Origin of the sequence: Nocardioides sp. Root122, assembly GCF_001425025.1 — a bacterium.
In the GTDB taxonomy this organism is placed as follows: Bacteria; Actinomycetota; Actinomycetes; order Propionibacteriales; family Nocardioidaceae; genus Nocardioides.
This window is the reverse complement of record NZ_LMDE01000009.1, coordinates 170,012-188,468: the sequence shown is the minus strand read 5'-3', so window position 1 is coordinate 188,468 and position 18,457 is coordinate 170,012. Positions and strand designations below refer to the sequence as shown.

The 18,457-nt window shown below is 72.8% G+C and carries 17 protein-coding genes; 4 read left to right on the top strand and 13 right to left on the bottom strand.

The annotated features are described in order from the left end of the window. The first annotated feature begins 117 nt into the window (after positions 1-117). The 3 genes from ASC64_RS21610 to disA all read left to right on the top strand — a co-directional run bounded on the left by ASC64_RS21610 (position 118) and on the right by disA (position 3,989). Positions 118-1,404 carry an ankyrin repeat domain-containing protein gene (locus ASC64_RS21610; protein WP_156385090.1) on the top strand — a complete coding sequence of 429 codons (1,287 nt, stop codon included), beginning with the start codon at positions 118-120 and terminating at the stop codon, positions 1,402-1,404. Positions 1,405-1,447: 43 nt separating this feature from the next. After that, positions 1,448-2,842, top strand: coding sequence for a DNA repair protein RadA (gene radA / locus ASC64_RS08160; RefSeq protein ID WP_056907041.1), 1,395 nt, complete (start codon positions 1,448-1,450; stop codon positions 2,840-2,842). 64 nt (positions 2,843-2,906) lie between these two features. Further along, positions 2,907-3,989 carry a DNA integrity scanning diadenylate cyclase DisA gene (gene disA / locus ASC64_RS08155; protein WP_235563588.1) on the top strand — a complete coding sequence of 361 codons (1,083 nt, stop codon included), beginning with the start codon at positions 2,907-2,909 and terminating at the stop codon, positions 3,987-3,989. A 404-nt stretch (positions 3,990-4,393) separates the two neighbouring features. Here the strand turns inward: disA and ASC64_RS08150 are convergent, their stop codons facing one another. From ASC64_RS08150 to ASC64_RS21970, 3 genes are all read right to left on the bottom strand, one after another. Next, entirely contained in the window at positions 4,394-4,756 is a 363-nt protein-coding gene (locus tag ASC64_RS08150) for a hypothetical protein (RefSeq protein WP_156385089.1), read from the bottom strand. Positions 4,757-4,761: 5 nt separating this feature from the next. Continuing rightward, positions 4,762-5,070, bottom strand: coding sequence for a hypothetical protein (locus tag ASC64_RS08145; RefSeq protein WP_056907039.1), 309 nt, complete (start codon positions 5,068-5,070; stop codon positions 4,762-4,764). Between the two features lie 77 nt (positions 5,071-5,147). Beyond that, the gene (locus ASC64_RS21970; RefSeq protein ID WP_156385088.1) at positions 5,148-5,972 is read right to left on the bottom strand and encodes a hypothetical protein; all 825 of its coding nucleotides are present in this window, start codon (positions 5,970-5,972) and stop codon (positions 5,148-5,150) included. Between the two features lie 68 nt (positions 5,973-6,040). Here ASC64_RS21970 and ASC64_RS08135 point away from each other — a divergent pair, with 68 nt between their 5' ends. After that, the gene (locus ASC64_RS08135; protein WP_056907037.1) at positions 6,041-6,922 is read left to right on the top strand and encodes an A/G-specific adenine glycosylase; all 882 of its coding nucleotides are present in this window, start codon (positions 6,041-6,043) and stop codon (positions 6,920-6,922) included. 30 nt (positions 6,923-6,952) lie between these two features. Here the strand turns inward: ASC64_RS08135 and ASC64_RS08130 are convergent, their stop codons facing one another. From ASC64_RS08130 to ASC64_RS08085, 10 genes are all read right to left on the bottom strand, one after another. After that, entirely contained in the window at positions 6,953-9,547 is a 2,595-nt protein-coding gene (locus ASC64_RS08130) for an ATP-dependent Clp protease ATP-binding subunit (RefSeq protein WP_056907036.1), read from the bottom strand. 165 nt (positions 9,548-9,712) lie between these two features. Further along, positions 9,713-10,456: a hypothetical protein gene (locus tag ASC64_RS08125; protein ID WP_056907035.1), complete on the bottom strand. Its 744-nt coding sequence runs from the start codon at positions 10,454-10,456 to the stop codon at positions 9,713-9,715. A gap of 66 nt (positions 10,457-10,522) precedes the next feature. Then, the gene (locus tag ASC64_RS08120) at positions 10,523-10,858 is read right to left on the bottom strand and encodes a histone-like nucleoid-structuring protein Lsr2 (protein WP_056907034.1); all 336 of its coding nucleotides are present in this window, start codon (positions 10,856-10,858) and stop codon (positions 10,523-10,525) included. A 102-nt stretch (positions 10,859-10,960) separates the two neighbouring features. Next, on the bottom strand, positions 10,961-12,679 hold the full coding sequence (locus ASC64_RS08115; RefSeq protein WP_056907033.1) for a hypothetical protein: 1,719 nt from the start codon (positions 12,677-12,679) through the stop codon (positions 10,961-10,963). A gap of 49 nt (positions 12,680-12,728) precedes the next feature. Continuing rightward, positions 12,729-13,511 (bottom strand): type III pantothenate kinase, encoded by a 783-nt coding sequence (locus ASC64_RS08110; RefSeq protein WP_056907032.1) that lies wholly within the window; start codon positions 13,509-13,511, stop codon positions 12,729-12,731. 10 nt (positions 13,512-13,521) lie between these two features. Next, positions 13,522-14,487 (bottom strand): carboxylating nicotinate-nucleotide diphosphorylase, encoded by a 966-nt coding sequence (nadC, locus tag ASC64_RS08105; protein WP_056907228.1) that lies wholly within the window; start codon positions 14,485-14,487, stop codon positions 13,522-13,524. Further along, the gene (locus ASC64_RS08100; RefSeq protein ID WP_056907031.1) at positions 14,484-16,157 is read right to left on the bottom strand and encodes an L-aspartate oxidase; all 1,674 of its coding nucleotides are present in this window, start codon (positions 16,155-16,157) and stop codon (positions 14,484-14,486) included. Before ASC64_RS08100 ends, nadC begins: the two co-directional genes overlap by 4 nt. Positions 16,158-16,166: 9 nt before the next feature. Then, positions 16,167-16,583 (bottom strand): aspartate 1-decarboxylase, encoded by a 417-nt coding sequence (gene panD / locus ASC64_RS08095; protein ID WP_056907030.1) that lies wholly within the window; start codon positions 16,581-16,583, stop codon positions 16,167-16,169. Further along, entirely contained in the window at positions 16,583-17,521 is a 939-nt protein-coding gene (gene panC, locus ASC64_RS08090; protein ID WP_082550296.1) for a pantoate--beta-alanine ligase, read from the bottom strand. Before panC ends, panD begins: the two co-directional genes overlap by 1 nt. Further along, positions 17,518-18,426 carry a Rossmann-like and DUF2520 domain-containing protein gene (locus tag ASC64_RS08085; RefSeq protein ID WP_056907029.1) on the bottom strand — a complete coding sequence of 303 codons (909 nt, stop codon included), beginning with the start codon at positions 18,424-18,426 and terminating at the stop codon, positions 17,518-17,520. Before ASC64_RS08085 ends, panC begins: the two co-directional genes overlap by 4 nt. Between the last annotated feature and the right edge of the window lie 31 nt (positions 18,427-18,457).

Here is an 18,457-nt window from a genome sequence, read left to right as displayed (position 1 = left end):
TCCCGCCTCCCCTCGGCGTACCGTCCACAGGATCCGGGCATGATCCACAGCGCGAGCGCGGACCTGTGGACACATGGTCCAGACCGGACGGTTGGGCGCTGCTGGGAGGATCCGGGCATGAGGCACACCTCCCCCGCCGTACGCCTGGCCGGGGCGGTCGCCGTCCTCGGGACGGTCGGGTGCTCGGCGGAGCCGCTGGAGGCGGACCGCACGGCCCCCGCGAGCGCGTCCCCCAGCTCCAGCGCCTCTCCGCACCCCACGAAGGACTCCGTGCCCGAACCCTCCGGCGAACCGACCGCCGACCCGACCGCCGACCCGGCGCTCGACGCCGCGCTGATCGAGGCCGCGTGGGCCGGCGACGTCGACCGCGCCCGCCGGCTGGTCCGTCGCGGCGCCGACGTCAACGCCCAGGACGGCACCCGGCAGAGCGCCTTCCTCATCGCCACCAGCGAGGGCCCGGTCGAGCTGCTGGACCTCACCCTGCGCCACGGTGCGGACGTGGGCGCGCACGACGGCTTCGACGGCACCGGGCTGATCCGCGCGGCCGAGCGCGGCCTCGCCGACGTGGTCGGCCGGCTCGTGCAGACCCGCATCGAGCTCGACCACGTCAACGACCTCGGCTGGACCGCCCTGCACGAGGCGGTCGTGCTCGGAGACGGCGCCGGCACGGCGCGGGCCACGGTCCGGGTGCTGCTCGCGGCCGGGGTCGACACGACCATCCGTTCCGGTCGCGACGGGCTCACCGCGGAGCAGCACGCGCGGGAGATGGGGTACGCCGACCTCGCTCGGCTCCTGGCCGGGGCCGGCCGCCCGGTGGGCGACCCGGACGCGGCTCTCCAGCAGGCCGCCAGGCGCGGCGACGCCGACGCCGCGGCACTGGCGATCCGGGCCGGGGCGCGCCTCGAGGCACGCGACGCCCGCCGGCGTACGCCGCTGCTGCTGGCAGTGACCGAGGACCGCCTCGCGGTGGCGCAGCTGCTGGTCCGGCTCGGCGCGGACCCCGATGCGGTGGACGACCAGCAGGACACGCCGTGGTTGGTCACCGGCGTGACCGGATCGGTGCCGATGGCCCGGCTGCTGGTCACGGCGCGGCCCGACCTCACGCTGCGCAACCGGTTCGGGGGCATCTCGATCATCCCTGCCTCCGAGCGCGGCCACGTCGACTACGTCCGGTGGGTGGTCGCCCACACCGACATCGACGTCGACCACGTCAACGACCTGGGCTGGACCGCACTGCTGGAAGCGGTCGTCCTCGGTCGCGGGACCGAGCCCTGGCAGCGCATCGTGCGGATCCTGCTCGACGCGGGCGCCGACCCGGCCATCCCGGACGGCGACGGCGTGACCGCGCTCGAGCACGCCCGGTCCCGTGGTTTCGAGGAGATCGCGGCGCTGTTCTCCCGGTGACGCCTCCCGGGGGTTGTCGGTGCCCTCGCCTAGCGTGACGACCATGTCGACCAAGGCGAAGACCCGCTCCTCCTACCGCTGCTCGGAGTGCGGGTGGGAGACCGCCAAGTGGGTGGGTCGCTGCGGCGAGTGCCAGGCGTGGGGATCCGTCGCCGAGGCAGGCGCCCCGACGCTGCGGGCCGCCGCCGGCCCCGTCTCCACGCCGGCGGTGCCGATCGGGCAGGTCTCGATCACCGAGTCGGTGGCGCGGTCCAGCGGTGTCCCGGAGCTCGACCGCGTCCTCGGCGGTGGCCTGGTGCCCGGCGCGGCGATCCTGCTCGCCGGCGAGCCCGGCGTCGGCAAGAGCACGCTGCTGCTCGAGGTGGCCGCGCAGACCGCGCGCACCCGGCAGCGCACCCTCTACGTCACCGGCGAGGAGTCGGCGGCGCAGGTGAGGCTGCGTGCCGACCGCACCGGCGGTGTCCACGACGAGCTCTTCCTCGCCGCCGAGACCGACCTCGGTGCCGTGCTGACGCACATCGAGGAGGTGCGGCCCACGCTCCTGGTGGTCGACTCCGTGCAGACCATCGGTGCCTCGGGCATCGACGGCGTGCCCGGCGGGGTCACCCAGGTCAAGGAGGTCGCTGCCGCCCTGATCCGGGTCGCCAAGACCCGCAACATCACCACGGTGCTCGTCGGTCACGTGACCAAGGACGGCTCCATCGCCGGCCCCAGGGTGCTCGAGCACCTCGTCGACGTGGTCCTCCACTTCGAGGGCGACCGCAACTCCCGCTTCCGGATGCTCCGCGCGATGAAGAACCGCTACGGGCCCGTCGACGAGGTCGGCTGCTTCGATCTCTCCTCCGAGGGCATCCAGGCCGTCACCGACCCGACCGGGCTGTTCGTCGAGCACCACACGCAGGACGTCTCCGGCACCTGCGTCGCGGTGACCATGGAGGGGCGTCGCCCGCTCCTCGCCGAGGTGCAGGCGCTGCTGACGCCGTCGCCGCTCGAGCGCCCACGTCGTACGGTCTCCGGCGTCGAGTCCTCGCGCGTCGACATGGTCCTGGCGGTGCTCCAGCGCCACGCCCGCCTGCGCATCGCCGGCAGCGACACCTTCGTCGCGACGGTCGGCGGGGCCAAGCTCCACGACCCGGCCGCCGACCTGGCCATCGCCGTCGCCGTGGCGAGCTCCCACCTCGGCGTGCCGCCCCCGCGCGGCGCCGTCGCGATCGGCGAGATCGGGCTCGCCGGAGAGCTGCGCCGGGTGCGCGACCTGCCCCAGCGGATCGCCGAGGCCGCTCGCCTCGGCTTCAAGGTCGCGGTGGTCCCGCGCGGCCGCGCGCTCGCCAGCGAGCGCGGCATCCCGAGCCGCCGCACGGTCGACGGACTGCGGGTGATCGAGGTCGACGACGTGTTCGGCGCCCTGCTCACGCTCGAACTGACCCCGCCACTCTGACCGGGGCCCCTACACTTCACCCGGAGGGTGCACGGGGGTGCGCCGCTGTGAAGGTGGAGGACCGGTGGCAGAGCGCATCGACGACCAGCTGCGGCTGCGCGCGACCTTGGCGTCGATCGCACCCGGCACACCCCTGCGCGACGGCCTCGAGCGGATCCTCCGCGGCCGCACCGGCGCGCTGATCGTGCTGGGGCAGGACAAGGTCGTCGAGTCGATCGCGACCGGCGGGTTCACCCTCGACGTGCCCTTCACCGCCACCGGCCTGCGCGAGCTGGCCAAGATGGACGGCGCGATCATCCTCGACAAGGACATCACCCGCGTGCACCGCGCGGCCGTGCACCTGATGCCCGACCACACGATCCCCTCCGAGGAGACCGGCACCCGCCACCGCACCGCGGAGCGCGTCGCCAAGCAGACCGGCCACCCGGTCATCTCGGTCTCGCAGTCGATGCAGATCATCGCCGCCTACGTCGGCGACATCCGCCACGTGCTGGAGGACTCCGGCAAGATCCTCTCCCGCGCCAACCAGGCGCTCGCCACGCTCGAGCGCTACAAGCTCCGCCTCGACGAGGTCTCGGCCACGCTGTCCGCGCTGGAGATCGAGGACCTGGTCACGGTCCGCGACGTCGCGGTCGTCGCCCAGCGTCTCGAGATGGTGATCCGCATCGCTCGCGAGATCGAGGACTACGTCCTCGAGCTCGGCACCGACGGCCGGCTGCTGTCGCTCCAGCTCGAGGAGCTCGTCACCGGCGTCGACGCCGAGCGCGAGCTGGTCGTGCGCGACTACCTCCCCGGCGGCCGGCGCCGGCCGACCAACCCCCAGACCCAGCTCGCGGAGCTGGAGGCGCTCTCCCCCACCGAGCTCGTCGACCCCGCGTCCGTCGCCCGCGCCATCGGCCTGGGCGGGGCCGAGCACCTCGACGCGGCCGTCGCCCCGCGCGGCTACCGCCTCCTGGCCAAGGTGCCCCGCCTCCCCGCCTCGGTCGTCGACCGCCTCGTCGAGCACTTCGGCGGCCTCCAGCAGCTGCTCTCCGCCGGCATCGACGACCTGCAGGCCGTCGAGGGCGTCGGCGAGCTGCGCGCCCGCAGCGTGCGCGAGGGCCTCTCCCGCCTCGCCGAGTCCAGCATCACCGAGCGCTACATCTGAGACGAGCAGCGCAGACCGAGGGACGAGGTCCGCGCGTGGGCTCGGCCAGATCGAGCGAGCCCCACGACCGAGGAACGAGGTCGTGACGGGCGCGTCGAGATCTCACGTGGGAGGCAAAGCCCCTCGGAGACCACATCCCCGGCCCAGCGTCGTACCCCGCCCACAAGGGCCACAACCGCCACACGTGTCCGACTTCTCGCCCCCCGATTGCTCAGGCAAGGGCCACAACCGCCGCACGTGCGCGTACGCCCTCCACCAGGGGCCCCGATTGCTCAGGCAAGGGCCACAACCGCCGCACGTGCGCGTACGCCCTCCACCAGGGGCCAAGACCGCCACACGTGTCCGACTTCTCGCCCCGGGTCTCTCCGCCAGAGGCAAGGACCGCCGCACGTGCGCGGAGGCCGTCAGCCCGAGACCAGGACGGCGACTCCGGAGACGAGGTTGAGCAGCACGAACCCGCCAGCGACGACGAGGGCGACGACGACGGGGTAGCGCCCGCGCGGGTCGCCCAGCGCCATCGCCCGGCGTCCGAAGTGCCAGGAGAGGACCGCCGGCACCACGAAGACCACGAGCGCGGGCACGGTTGCGACCACCATCACCCACCACGGCGCCTGGTCCGCACCGCCCGGCGGGTAGCCGAGAGCGGCGGCGAGCCCCTCGCCGACCGCGAAGGCGAGGCCGAACGCGGGCAGGAAGGCCAGCAGCGACCACCACGCGCGCCGCACGTCGGCGGCTGCGCCACCGTGGCGTACGTCGGTGACAGTCATGTCGATCACCCCAGCGCCACGACGAGCACGACAAAGGCGAGCGCGCCGACCAGGGCGACGACCACCCCGATCTCGGCGCGGCCCTCGTGCGCCCCACCGCGCGACCAGTTCCAGCCGATCGGGACGCCGAGGAGCCCGACCGGGAGCCAGACCAGCCCGACGACACGAGCCCAGTCGGGCGGGTCGACGCCGCCCTGGACGCTCAGCGCGTAGGCGTACGCGACGGCGAGCGTGAACAGGGTGCCCAGCACCAGCGTGACGGTCCCGGCGACGGCGGCACCGGGAAGGACGCCCCGCCTCTCGAGGGTCCTCATGACACACCTCCTGTGACGCCTCCAGCATCCTGCGCACCAGCGGCACCCGACAGGGCCGAAGGACCCGAACGCGAGGCTCAGCCCTGGGAGTTGCCCGTGCCGTCCTCGCCGGGCGTGTGCGAGGTGTCGCCGCCGGCGCCCTTCTTGCCACCCTTGCCGGCCTTGCCGCCCTGCTCAGGCTCGGCGGTCTCGGTGACGACGGCCGGCGTCGGTGCCACCAGCTCGAACTGGACGTCGGTGCCGTCGCCGCCCAGGGCGGCCGCCTCGACGTGGTAGAAGCCCAGGCGCGCCCAGTCCGTACGACCCGAGCAGGTCTCGTCGGAGCGCTTGGCGTCCTTCCAGGTCACCACGACCGGGGTGTCGACGGCCTGGCGGACGACGACGTCCTGCACCGGGATCGCCGTCGGGCACTGCTGCGAGCTCCAGATGAAGTCGCTGCCGCTGGTGATCGTCACGGTCATGGTCTCCGGAGAGGCCTGCCACGTGCACGCCTCGGCGGCGATGGTGCGGAGGTTGATCGTGATCGGTACGTCGGCGCCGCCCGCCGCAGAGGTGATGGCCGGCGTCGCGACGATGTCGGAGTCGGCGCAGGGCCCCGTGGGCTCGGCCAGGACGGGCTCGGGGGGAACCGTCTCCTGGTTCTTCCTGCCCCTCTTGCCCTTGCCCTTCTTGCCGGTGGCGCCGGGATCGACCGTCGGTCCGGCGATCGGCGCCTGGGAGGTCGCGATCGTGGCGCCCGCCTGGGTGGCGGCGCCGTCGCTGGCGTCCTTGGCGTCGGACGAACCGCCCAGCACGCGCGCCAGCACGAGGACCAGCAACAGCGGGACACCGAGGACGATGATGCGCCGGGTCCAGTAGACCCGGGCCGGCAGCGGCCCCCGCGGTCGCACTGTCGTCGCCATGGGCTCAGGGTAGGGAGCGAGCGGCCCGTCTCGGCGGAGGCGCACCGGCTCACCTACGATCACCCGCGATGGACGCCCCCTCCCCCGACGCGCTGCACGTCGCCGTGCTCGACTGGTACGACGACCACGCGCGCGAGCTGCCCTGGCGTGGCGTCGACGCGACGCCGTGGTCGGTGATGGTCAGCGAGTTCATGCTCCAGCAGACGCCCGTCGCGCGGGTGCTGCCGATGCACGCGGCCTGGCTGGACCGCTGGCCGACGCCGGCCGACCTCGCCGCCGACCCCACGGGCGAGGCGGTCCGCATGTGGGGGCGGCTCGGCTACCCGCGGCGCGCCCTTCGGCTGCACGCCGCGGCGACGGCGATCGTCGAGCGCCACGACCGCGAGGTCCCGTCGTCGTACGACGACCTCCTGGCGCTGCCCGGCGTCGGCGACTACACGGCGGCGGCCATCGCCAGCTTCGCCTTCGGCCGCAGGCACGTCGTGCTCGACACCAACGTGCGGCGCGTCCTGGCCCGGGCGGTGGCGGGCGACGAGCTCCCCGCGGTGGGGGTGACCCGGGCCGAACGCGACCTGGCCACCAGCCTCCTGCCCGACGCCCCGACCACGGCGGCGACGTGGGCGGTGGCGACGATGGAGCTCGGGGCCCTGGTCTGCACGGCGCGCCAGCCGTCCTGCGACCGCTGCCCCATCGCCGAGCTCTGCCGGTGGCGCCGCGCCGGCTTCCCGGCGTACGACGGCCCGCCCCGCCGCGGACAGGCGTGGGCCGGCACCGACCGGCAGTGCCGCGGCCGCATCATGGCGCTCGCCCGGGACCACGACGTGGTGACCGGGGCGCAGGTCGAGGCGGCATGGCCCGGGCGCGAGCAGCTGGAGCGCTGCCTCGCGGGCCTGGTCGCCGACGGCCTCCTGACGCAGATCACCCCGGGGCGCTGGGCGCTCCCGGGGTGATCGGGTGACCGGCGGGCCGGTCGGGGACGGTCAGGCCGAGTCGCGCGGGACGTCGACCGGGCCCTCGGAGTCGTCCGGGCCCTCGAGGTTGCCCTCGTCGTCACGCTGCGGCTCGAGCGCGAGGTCGGCGGTCTCGAACGGCGGAAGGTCGGGGACCGCGGAGTTCTTCTGGCCCCTGAAGGTGAACTTCGCCTCCGGCCCCTCGCCCTCGATGTCCACCAGCACGATCTGGCCGGGGCCGACCTCACCGAAGAGCATCTTCTCGGCGAGCACGTCCTCGATCTCGCGCTGGATCGTGCGGCGCAGCGGTCGGGCACCGAGCACCGGGTCGAAGCCGCGCTCGGCCAGCAGCGCCTTGGCGGGCTGGGTGAGCTCGAGCGACATGTCGCGGTCCTTCATGCGCAGCTCGACGGCGGCGACCATGTTGTCGACCATCGCGACGATCTGCTCCTGCGACAGCGGCGGGAACACGACGATCTCGTCGACACGGTTGAGGAACTCGGGACGGAAGTGCTGCTTGAGCTCCTCCGACACCTTGCTCTTCATCCGCTCGTAGGAGCCCGCGGCATCGCCGGTCTGGCCGAAGCCGAGGTTGACGCTCTTGGAGATGTCGCGCGTGCCGAGGTTCGTGGTCATGATGATCACGGTGTTCTTGAAGTCGACCACCCGACCCTGCGAATCGGTCAGGCGACCCTCCTCGAGGATCTGCAGCAGGCTGTTGAAGATGTCGGGGTGGGCCTTCTCGACCTCGTCGAAGAGCACCACCGAGAACGGCTTGCGCCGCACCTTCTCGGTGAGCTGGCCACCCTCTTCGTAGCCGACGTATCCGGGCGGCGAGCCGAACAGGCGCGACACGGTGTGCTTCTCGGAGAACTCGCTCATGTCGAGCTGGATCAGCGCGTCCTCGTCACCGAAGAGGAACTCGGCGAGCGTCTTGGACAGCCACGTCTTGCCGACACCGGACGGGCCGGCGAAGATGAACGAGCCACCGGGGCGCTTCGGGTCCTTGAGGCCCGCACGCGTACGACGGATCGCCCGGCTGAGCGCCTTGACGGCCTCCTCCTGGCCGATGACCCGCTTGTGCAGCTCGTCCTCCATCTTGAGCAGACGGGTGGACTCCTCCTCGGACAGCTTCACGATCGGGATGCCGGTCGCGACGGCCAGCACCTCGGCGATGAGCTCCTCGTCGACCTCGGCGATCTCGTCGAGGTCGCCGGCGCGCCACTGCTTCTCGCGCTCGGCACGGCGGGCGGTGAGCTGCTTCTCCTCGTCGCGCAGGCGGGCCGCGGCCTCGAAGTCCTGCCCGTCGATCGCGGCCTCCTTGCGCTGCCGCACGTCGGCGATCTTGTCGTCGTACTCGCGCAGGTCCGGCGGCGCGGTCATCCGGCGGATGCGCAGTCGCGAACCGGCCTCGTCGATGAGGTCGATGGCCTTGTCCGGCAGGAACCGGTCGGAGATGTAGCGGTCGGCCAGCGTCGCCGCGGAGACCAGGGCCTCGTCGGTGATGGTGACGCGGTGGTGGGCCTCGTAGCGGTCGCGAAGGCCCTTCAGCATCTCGATGGTGTGCGCGATCGAGGGCTCCTGCACCTGGATCGGCTGGAAGCGGCGCTCGAGCGCGGCGTCCTTCTCGAGGTACTTGCGGTACTCGTCGAGCGTGGTGGCACCGATGGTCTGCAGCTCGCCGCGGGCCAGCATCGGCTTGAGGATGCTGGCGGCGTCGATCGCGCCCTCGGCCGCACCGGCGCCGACGAGCGTGTGGATCTCGTCGATGAACAGCACGATGTCGCCGCGGGTGCGGATCTCCTTGAGCACCTTCTTCAGGCGCTCCTCGAAGTCACCGCGGTAGCGCGAGCCGGCGACCAGGGCGCCGAGGTCGAGCGTGTAGATCTGCTTGTCCTTCAGCGTCTCGGGCACGTTGCCCTTGACGATGTCCTGCGCCAGGCCGGCCACGATGGTGGTCTTGCCGACGCCGGGCTCACCGATGAGGACCGGGTTGTTCTTCGTGCGGCGCGACAGGATCTGCATCACGCGCTCGATCTCCTGCTCGCGACCGATCACCGGGTCGAGCTTGCCCTCGCGGGCGGCCTGCGTGAGGTTCTGCCCGAACTGGTCGAGGACCAGCGAGCTCGACGGCGCCTCGCCACCGGACCCGGAGGTCTGGGCGCCGGCCGTGGCCGACTCCTTGCCCTGGAAGCCGCTGAGCAGCTGGATGACCTGCTGGCGGACCCGGTTGAGGTCGGCGCCGAGCTTCTGCAGGACCTGGGCCGCGACGCCCTCGCCCTCGCGGATCAGGCCGAGCAGGATGTGCTCGGTGCCGATGTAGGAGTGGCCGAGCTGGAGCGCCTCGCGCAGGGAGAGCTCGAGCACCTTCTTGGCGCGCGGCGTGAACGGGATGTGGCCGGACGGGGCCTGCTGGCCCTGGCCGATGATCTCCTCCACCTGGGCGCGCACGGCCTCCAGGGAGATGTCGAGGGACTCCAGCGCCTTGGCGGCGACGCCTTCACCCTCATGGATGAGGCCGAGCAGGATGTGCTCGGTCCCGATGTAGTTGTGGGAGAGCATGCGGGCCTCTTCCTGGGCCAGCACGACAACTCGCCGGGCTCGGTCGGTGAACCGCTCGAACATGTGCGCTCCTCTAGGTCTGCGTGGTCCGCGGGGCCGACGCGGGCGCCGGGGTGCGAACACTGGGCTCAACGCCCGACCTCAGCCTACGTGTTCCCGCCGCACACACGAGAGCGTCCGCTCACAGCGAACGACTCCGTGCCAGGACAGTGGTGCAGGGACCGTGCGTCAGGAGCGGCCGTTGCGGAGCACGACCGAGGTCTTGGAGTCCATCCGGTAGAAGAGGAACGGTCGTCCCAGGCCCACCCGGACCTCGTCGATGCGCGCCTTGCGGGTGAACGTGAACGATCGGGGCTCGGAGTCGTTGAAGTCGTAGACGCCCCACGCGAAGGGGCGTGGCTCCTCCTGGGCGACCGGCGTCACGACGCCGTCCCACCGCCGCGCAGGGAGGGTGAGGGGGCCCTGGCCCTTGCGGAGCACCACCCGGAGCGCGTCGATGTAGCCCGTCTCGTGGGCCAGCGTCGTACGCCGTCCCGGTCGGGCGTCGTGGACACGCAGCTTCATCAGCTGGAGCTGCGCCTCGTCGCGGCGCGCCTGCGGGTCGTTGCCTGCGAAGAGCACGCAGTCCTGGCTGTAGGACAGGGTGTAGCGGCCGTCCTTCGGCAGGGTCCAGAACCGCGACATGCGCTGGGTGACCTCGCCGGACGGGCCGGTGAGCGTCAGGTACTCGCATGCCGTCATCGGCGTCGGCCACAGGCGGGCCTGGAGGCCGACCTGGTCGCCCTTCTCGCCCCGGAAGACGAGGTCGATCGGCTCGTCCCAGCTCGCCTGGGTGACCGGCCCGTCGCCGTAGGCCACCTCGACGGTGCGGATGGGCAGGGCTGCGGCCTCCGCCGGCAGGGTGGCGAGGCCGGCACCGGCCAGGGCTGCGAGCGTGGTGAGTGCGCCGATGAGTCGGCGAGAGTGCTTCATGTCCGTTGTTCCCCCGTTGATGTGTGTGGTGTGGTCCGGCGCCCGAGGCGCCGGACCACGCGTGCGTCAGTGAGCGGCGTCGTAGGCCTGCTGCACGTCCGCGGAGATGCGGCCGCGCTCGGAGACCTCCATGCCCTGGGCCTTGGCCCACTCGCGGACGTCCTTGGTGTTGGAGCTGCTGTTCGAGGACGAGCCCGCCGAGGACTTGCGTCCCCGCCGCGTCCCGCCGGTCACCTTGCGGGCGTGGCCGACGTAGCCGCTCATCGCCTCGCGCAGCGCCGAGGCGTTGGCGTCGTTGAGGTCGATCTCGTAGGTCGTCCCGTCGAGACCGAAGGAGACGGTCTCCGTCGCCTCGGTTCCGTCGAGGTCGTCCACGAGAACGATGTTGACCTTCTGTGCCATTTCGTCACTCATTTCAATTCAGGGGTGATGAACACCGGTGATCATCGTGGAAGAAGTCCGTCGAGACAATTCCGGCCCGTTTGTGAAATGGCGTCAGGTATTTCATGACAACCGAATTGTGCGCACCACCTTCTTCGTATTACCTGAGGAGTCGCGCAGCGTCACGACGAGCTTTGCGACGGCCTTTGTCCGCGAATTCCCGGTCGCCCGCGCCACGGCCCGGCGGGCCCTCTGCGGGATCGCCAGCCGCAGCACCGCGGTGCGGCCGGCGTACGTCGTCACGCGCGCGGTCGAGAGCGCGACCGGCGTGCGGGCACCGGGCAGCCGGACGCGGCCGCGGGCGGTGGACCCGACCCACTCCCCCGCACCTGCACGCACCCGGACCGACCAGGTCCCGGGGCCGACGTGCTGCGCCCTCGGCGCGCGGACGCGTGGGCGAGCGACCGCCGTGTCGACCTGCGTCGCCCACAGCTCGCGCCCGGAGACGCCGTCGTCGAGACCCATGAACAGCATCCCGTCCGCGTCCGTGAGACCGGTCGGGACGGACCCGGCCCGGCCCCGGCGGGTGTCGTCGACCGGGTGGGTGCCGCGCGTCGTGCCGTCGGAGACCCACAGCTCGGGGCCACGACCCTCGTCGGCGACGAACCAGAGCCGTCCCCCACTCGCGGTGAGCTCGGCGGGGCGGCTCCGGAGGAGCCGCGTCGGCAGGTCGGTCAGCCGACGGGTTCCCGAGCGCGTGCCGTTGCTCCGCCACAGCTCGGGGCCGTGCTCCTCGTCGACGTGGGTGAAGAAGAGCGTCCGGTCGACCATGGTGAGGTCCTGCGCGTGGTCCGACGGGTAGTCGCCCGCCTCGGTGGGCAGGTCGGCCAGGCGCTGCGACCCGGCAGGCGTGCCGTCGGAGAGCCACAGCTCGTTGCGGCGGCTCGCGGCGTCGTAGCTCGAGAGGTAGATCCTGTCCCCGTCCGCCCGGAGCTCGTGGACGTAGGCGGACTCGTCGCCGAAGACGAGCTCGGCGCTCGTCCCACCGGTGGCGATGCGGAAGACGTCGCGGCCCTCGGAGCCGCCGCCCAGCACGAAGTAGACGTGGCCGCCGGCCGGGGTCAGCACGGCGGGATAGGTGTCGAAGAACGTGCGGAGCTTCGTGAGCGGCGCAGTCCCGGCCGCAGTGCCGTCCGAGCGCCACACCTCCGAGACGATGTCGGTGCCGTCGCTGCCGGTGAACCAGAGCGACGACCCGACCGCGGTGAGGTTGTCCAGCGGCTTCGCGTCGGCACCCGGCGGGCGGTTCGTCAGCCGGGCGGTCCCGGCCGCCGTGCCGTCGGAGCGCCACAGCTCCTGGCCGCTCGCGCCGTCGTCGCCGAGGAACCAGACGAGGTTGCCAGCCACCGTCAGCTGCGTGAGCGGGACGTCGGTCGTGCCGAGGTCCATGACCAGCTGGGTCCCCGCCTCGGTGCCGTCCGAGCGCCACAGCTGGTCCCCGGCGGTGAAGAACAGCGTGGAGCCGACCACCGCGAGCTCCGAGGCCGCGGTGACGGCCGCGGCGGCCGACACGATCGTCGTACCGGCAGCGGTGCCGCTCGAGCGCCAGACGCGAGGACCGTGCGCGCCGTCGTCGGCGACGAAGTAGACGCCGCCCGCGAAGGGCGTGATCCGGCTCGGGTCGCTTCCCGCCGGCCCCGGGCGGACGTCGGCGACCCGCGCGAGTGGTACGTCGTCGCCGGCGGCGGGTGCCGCGGTGCTCGGCGGAGCGGTCAGCGCCGCTACCAGCCCCGCGGCGAGGGAGGCCGCCACGAGCGGCCGCGTCGAGTGCTGGATGACCATGTGTCCCCCTCGGACGGCGGGCCCCCGCGGCCCGGCTCGACCCTGAGACTCACGCAGAGGGCGTTTGGTTGCGCTCGAACACGAGCCGCAGTCCCTGGAGGGTCAACCAGGGCGAGTGCACCGTGAAGCAGCCGCAGTCGTCGACGAGCAGCGGCGCCAGGTGGCCGGTGGCGATGACGGTGACGTCCTCGGCCGGCACGCCGAGCTCGGCGATCATCCGCGCGACCAGCCCCTCGACCTGTGCCGCGACGCCGAAGACCATGCCGCTCTGCAGCGCCTCGACGGTGTTCTTGGCGATCACCGAGCGCGGGCGGGCGAGCTCGACCTTGCGCAGCTGGGCGCCCCGGCGACCGAGTGCCTCGAGCGAGATCTCGATGCCGGGCGAGATGGCGCCGCCGACGTACTGGCCCTTGGCGTTGACCACGTCGAACGTCGTCGCGGTGCCGAAGTCGACCACGATCGCGGGCCCGCCGTGCAGCGTCGCGGCCGCGAGCGAGTTCACGATCCGGTCGGAGCCGACCTCGCGCGGGTTGTCCATCAGCACCGGGATGCCCGTCTTCACTCCGGGCTCGACCACGATCGCGGTGACGTCGCCGAAGTGGCTCTCGAGCATCTCGCGCCACTCGTGCAGCACGGCCGGCACCGTCGCGCACACGGCGACGCCGTCGACGTCGGCGACCAGCTCGCCGAGGAGCCCGCGGATCAGCACCGACCACTCGTCGGCGGTGCGGCGCTCGTCGGTGTTGACCCGCCAGTGCGCGGTGACCTCGGCCCCGTCGAGCAGCCCGATGAAGGTGTGGCTGTTGCCGATGTCGGCGGCGAGAAGAGTCATCTGAACACCTTCATCGGAGTCCGGGGTCCCCGCGGCGTTGTTCGGGGGAGCGAAGCGGAGGAGAAGAACGTCGTGGGGCGGTCAAGTCCATGCCGAGGTCGAAGACCGTGACGGAGTGGGTGAGCGCCCCGACCGAGACGAAGTCGACTCCCGTGGCGCCGATGCGCGCGGCGCGCTCGAGGGTGATCCCGCCGCTGGCCTCGAGCGGCACCCGGCCGGCCGTACGCCGCACCGCCTCCGCCATCAGCTCGTCGGTCATGTTGTCCAACAGCACCCGCTCCGGCGGCTCGGGCAGCGCGAGCAGCTCCTCGAGCTGGTCGAGCGTCGTCACCTCGACCTCGACGGGCAGCCCGGGGTGCCGGGCGCGGATGGCCTCGAGCGCCGGCAGCACGCCACCGGCGGCGACCACGTGGTTGTCCTTCACCATCGCCATGTCCTGGAGGCTGGTGCGGTGGTTCACCCCCCCGCCGCAGCGGACGGCGTACTTCTGGAGCTCGCGCAGCCCGGGCAGCGTCTTGCGGGTGTCGAGCACGCGAGTGGGCGAGCCCGCGAGCGCGTCGACCCAGCGGGAGGTGGCGGTCGCGATGCCGGAGAGGTGCGAGGCGAGGTTCAGGGCGGTGCGCTCGGCGACCAGCATCCGCTGGGTCAGCCCGGTGATCCGCATGACGACGTCGCCCCGCCCGACGCGGGTGCCGTCGGCGACCCGGTCGGTGACCGTAGCGTCGGCGCCGAGCATGAAGAAGGTGACGGCCGCGACGCCGAGCCCGGCGACCACCCCGGGCTCGCGGGCGGCGAACACGGCCTCGCCGTGCGCGTCCGGCGCGATCGTCGCGCTGCTGGTCGGGTCGTCCATCGCCACGTCGGGCAGGTCCTCGCGCACCGCTCGCGCGATCAGATCCCACACGTGGTCGAGGTCGAGGCCGGCGGCGACCAGCTCCTCGCGGAGCTCGAGGGGTACGTCCTCGAGGCTCGTCATGCCGTCACCGCCGGAGTCGTCGAGGGGTCGGTCGAGGGCGCCGGGGTCCACTCGACCCGGATCGTGCCGTCGTCGAGCCAGGAGTCGATGTGACCGGCCCTGGTGTCGTCGCGGTCGGGGAAGTCCTCGCGCCAGTGGGACCCGCGGGTCTCGGTGCGCAGGGCCGCGGCCGCGGCCAGCGCGGTGCTGATCGCCAGCAGGTTGGTGGTCTCCCATGCCGCCGGCTCGACCTCGGGGTCGCCGGGGTCGAGGGTGCCGAGGAGGTCGAGCGCCTCGGCCAGACCGGTGGCGTTCCGCAGCACGCCGACCCGGGAGGTCATCGCCTCCTGCACGGGGCGGCGGCGCTCGCCGTCGACGAGTCCCTCGGGACGCGAGTCGACCGTGGGCTCCGCCCACGCCCGGAGCTCGCCGGGCAGCACCTCGGCGATCCTGCGGGAGAACACCAGGCCCTCCAGCAGCGAGTTCGAGGCGAGGCGGTTGGCGCCGTGCACGCCGGAGCAGGCGACCTCGCCGGTGGCGTAGAGGCCCGGGACGCTCGTGCGTCCCCAGAGGTCGGTGGCCACCCCGCCCGAGGCGTAGTGCTGGGCCGGGGCGACGGGGATGAGCTCGGTGACCGGGTCGACGCCGTGCTCGCGGCAGACCCGCAGGATGGTCGGGAACCGCTTCTCCCAGAACGCCGGACCGAGGTGGCGGGCGTCGAGCCACATGTGCGGCTTGCCGGTCTCGATCATCCGACGGGTGATCGCCTTGGCGACCACGTCGCGCGGCGCCAGGTCGGCGAGCGGGTGCTCGCCCTGCATGAAGTGGCGGCCCTCGTCGTCGACGAGGAACGCCCCCTCGCCGCGGACCGCCTCGGAGATCAGCGGTTGCTGGCCCTGGGAGTCGGGCCCGAGCCACATCACGGTCGGGTGGAACTGGACGAACTCCATGTCGCGCAGGCGCGCACCCGCGCGGAGCGCCACCGCCATGCCGTCGCCGGTGGAGACGCTGGGGTTGGTCGACTGGCTGAAGACCTGGCCCAGCCCGCCGGACGCCAACACCACCGCACGGCAATGGACCGCGCCCACGCCGTCGTGCTGGCCCTCGCCGAGCACGTGGAGCGTCAGCCCGGCGACAGCACCGTCGGCGGCCAGCAGCAGGTCGACGGCGAGCGCGTGCTGGATCACCTCGATCTCCGGCGCCCGCTCGACGGCGGCGATCAGGGCACGCTGGATCTCGGCACCGGTCGCGTCGCCACCGGCGTGCGCGATCCGGTCGCGGTGGTGGCCACCCTCGCGGGTCAGCGACAGCTCGCCGTCCGGGTGGTGGTCGAACTGGGTGCCCAGCGCGATCAGCTCGCGGACCGCGTCGGGGCCCTCTGTCACCAGCGCGCGTACGGCGTCGACGTCGCAGGCGCCGGCGCCCGCGACGAGCGTGTCGTGCTCGTGCTGCTCGGGGGTGTCACCGGGTCCGAGGGCCGCGGCGATCCCGCCCTGCGCCCACTGGGTCGAGCCGGCGGCCAGCACGTCCTTGGTGACGACGGTCAGGTGGAGCGTCGGGTCGGCGGCGTGGATCCGCAGCGCCGCGGTGAGCCCGGCGATGCCGGAGCCCACCACGACGACGTCGGCCCGGGTGGTCCACCCGGGTGCCGGCGCTCGGAGTCGTCCCGGGACCGGCCGGTGAGCAGTCATCCGCGCAGGTTAGCGATCGACGAGGTCGCCGCGCGTCAGCGCCTTGTCGCCGAACGTCTCGGCGGGGTCGTAGCCGGTGGCCATGATCTTGTTGTCGGTGTCGACGAACACCACGTGCGGCTGGTGCTCCTTGGCCTCCGCGGTGTCCATCTGGCCGTAGCCGATCAGGATGACGGTGTCGCCGGGGTGGACCAGGCGGGCGGCCGCGCCGTTGATGCCGATCACGCCCGAGCCGCGCTCGCCGGCGATCGTGTAGGTCTCGAGGCGGGCGCCGTTGGTCACGTCGACGATGTGCACCAGCTCGCCGGCGAGCAGGTCGGCGGCGTCGAGGAGGTCCTCGTCGACGGTCACCGACCCGACGTAGTGCAGGTCGGCCTGGGTCACGGTCGCCCGGTGGATCTTGGACTTCATCATGGTGCGCAACATCAGCTGTTTCCTTCCGAGGTGGTCGAGGCCGCAGGTGCGGTCCCCGCCGTCATCAAGTCTGGGGTGATCCGGTCGAAGACGATCGGCATGTTGTCAATGAGCCGCGTGCTGCCGACGCGCGCGGCCACGAGGATCCGGCCCTCGCCCACCTCGGGGGCCTCGCCGAGGTCGGTCGAGGTGAGGGCGAGGTAGTCGAGCTCGACGCCCGGCTCGTCCTTGAGCACCGCCATCGCCGCCCAGCGGGCAGCAGGGACGCCGTACGCCGCCCGGTCCTGCGCGGCCCGCAGGGCGCGGCTCAGCGCCACTGCCGCCCGGCGCTGCGCGGTGTCGAGGTAGCGGTTGCGGCTGGACAGGGCGAGACCGTCGGCCTCACGCACGGTCTCCGCGCCGACCACCTCGATGCCCAGGCAGAGGTCGCGCACCATCCGCCGGATCAGGGTGAGCTGCTGGTAGTCCTTCTGCCCGAAGACGGCGACGTCCGGGCGGACCAGGCCGAAGAGCTTGGCGACGACGGTGAGGACGCCGTCGAAGTGCCCGGGCCGCGACTCGCCGTCGAGGATGGTGGCGAGCGCGCCGGGGGCGACCGTGACGCCCTCGTGGACGGACTCGTGGCTGAACCCGCCGGGGTACATCTCCTCCACGCTCGGCGCGAAGACCACGTCGACGCCCTCGGCGGCGCAGACCTCGAGGTCGGCGTCGAGGGTGCGCGGATAGCGGTCGAGGTCCTCTCCCGCGCCGAACTGCATCGGGTTGACGAAGATGCTGACCACGACCGGGCCGTCCGTGGCCGCTCGGGCCACGCGCATCAGGCTGGCGTGGCCGTCGTGGAGCGCGCCCATGGTGGGCACGAAGGCGATCGGGGCGCCGCCGCGCCGGGCGTCGGCGAGCAGGACGGCCAGTTCCTCGCGGGTGCTCGCGAGGACGGGGCTCGAGGTCATCGGGGCTGCCGGTGGAGGGGGACGGACGCCTCCGCGGCGTCGAGGACCTGCAGCATCTTGGTGGCCCGGATCGGCAGCACGCGACCGTCGGTGACCGCGCGGTCGAGCGTGGCGCGCGCCATGGCGACGTAGGACGGGAGGGTCTGCGGCGCGGTGGCGACCAGGTCGGTCACGTGGGCCCGCACGGTCTCGACGTCGCCGCGGACGATGGGGCCGGTCAGCGCCGCGTCGCCGTGCTCGAGGGCGTTGTCGAGCGCAGCCGTCAGCAGCGGGCGCAGGGTCGCCGCCGGGTCGTCCGCCCCGGCGGCGGACAGGATCTCCATCGCCTCGGTGATCAGGGTGACCAGGTGGTTGGCGCCGTGCGCAAGGCCGGCGTGGTACATCGTGCGGCGGTCCTCGGGGACCCACATCGGGCGGCCGCCGAGGTCGGCGACGAGGGCCTCGGTGAGCGCGCGGTCGCCGTCCTCCGCGGTGATGCCGAAGACGCACCCGGTCAGGCGCGGCAGGTCGACCTCGGTGCCGGTGAAGGTCATCGCGGGGTGCATCGCGATCGTGCGGGCACCGACAGCGCGGGCCGGCTCGAGGACGGCCAGCCCGTGGCGGCCGCTGGTGTGCACCACGACCTGGCCCTCGTGGATGGCACCACTGTTGCTGAGCACCGTGACGACGTTGGACAGCATGTCGTCGGGGACCGTCAGGAGGAGCAGCTCGCTGGCGCGCGCCACGTCGGTCGGCTTCGCGACCAGGACCCCCGGCAGGAGGGCCTCGATGCGACCGCGGGAGGCGTCGGACTCACCGGCGGTGGCGACGATCTCGTGGCCTGCCCGGCGGAGCGCGGCGGCGAGGACGGCGCCGACGCGGCCGGCTCCGATCACGCCCACGCGGAAGGTGGGGTCGTACGTCATGTGGTTGACCTCTTCGTTTCAGTCCCTCGCG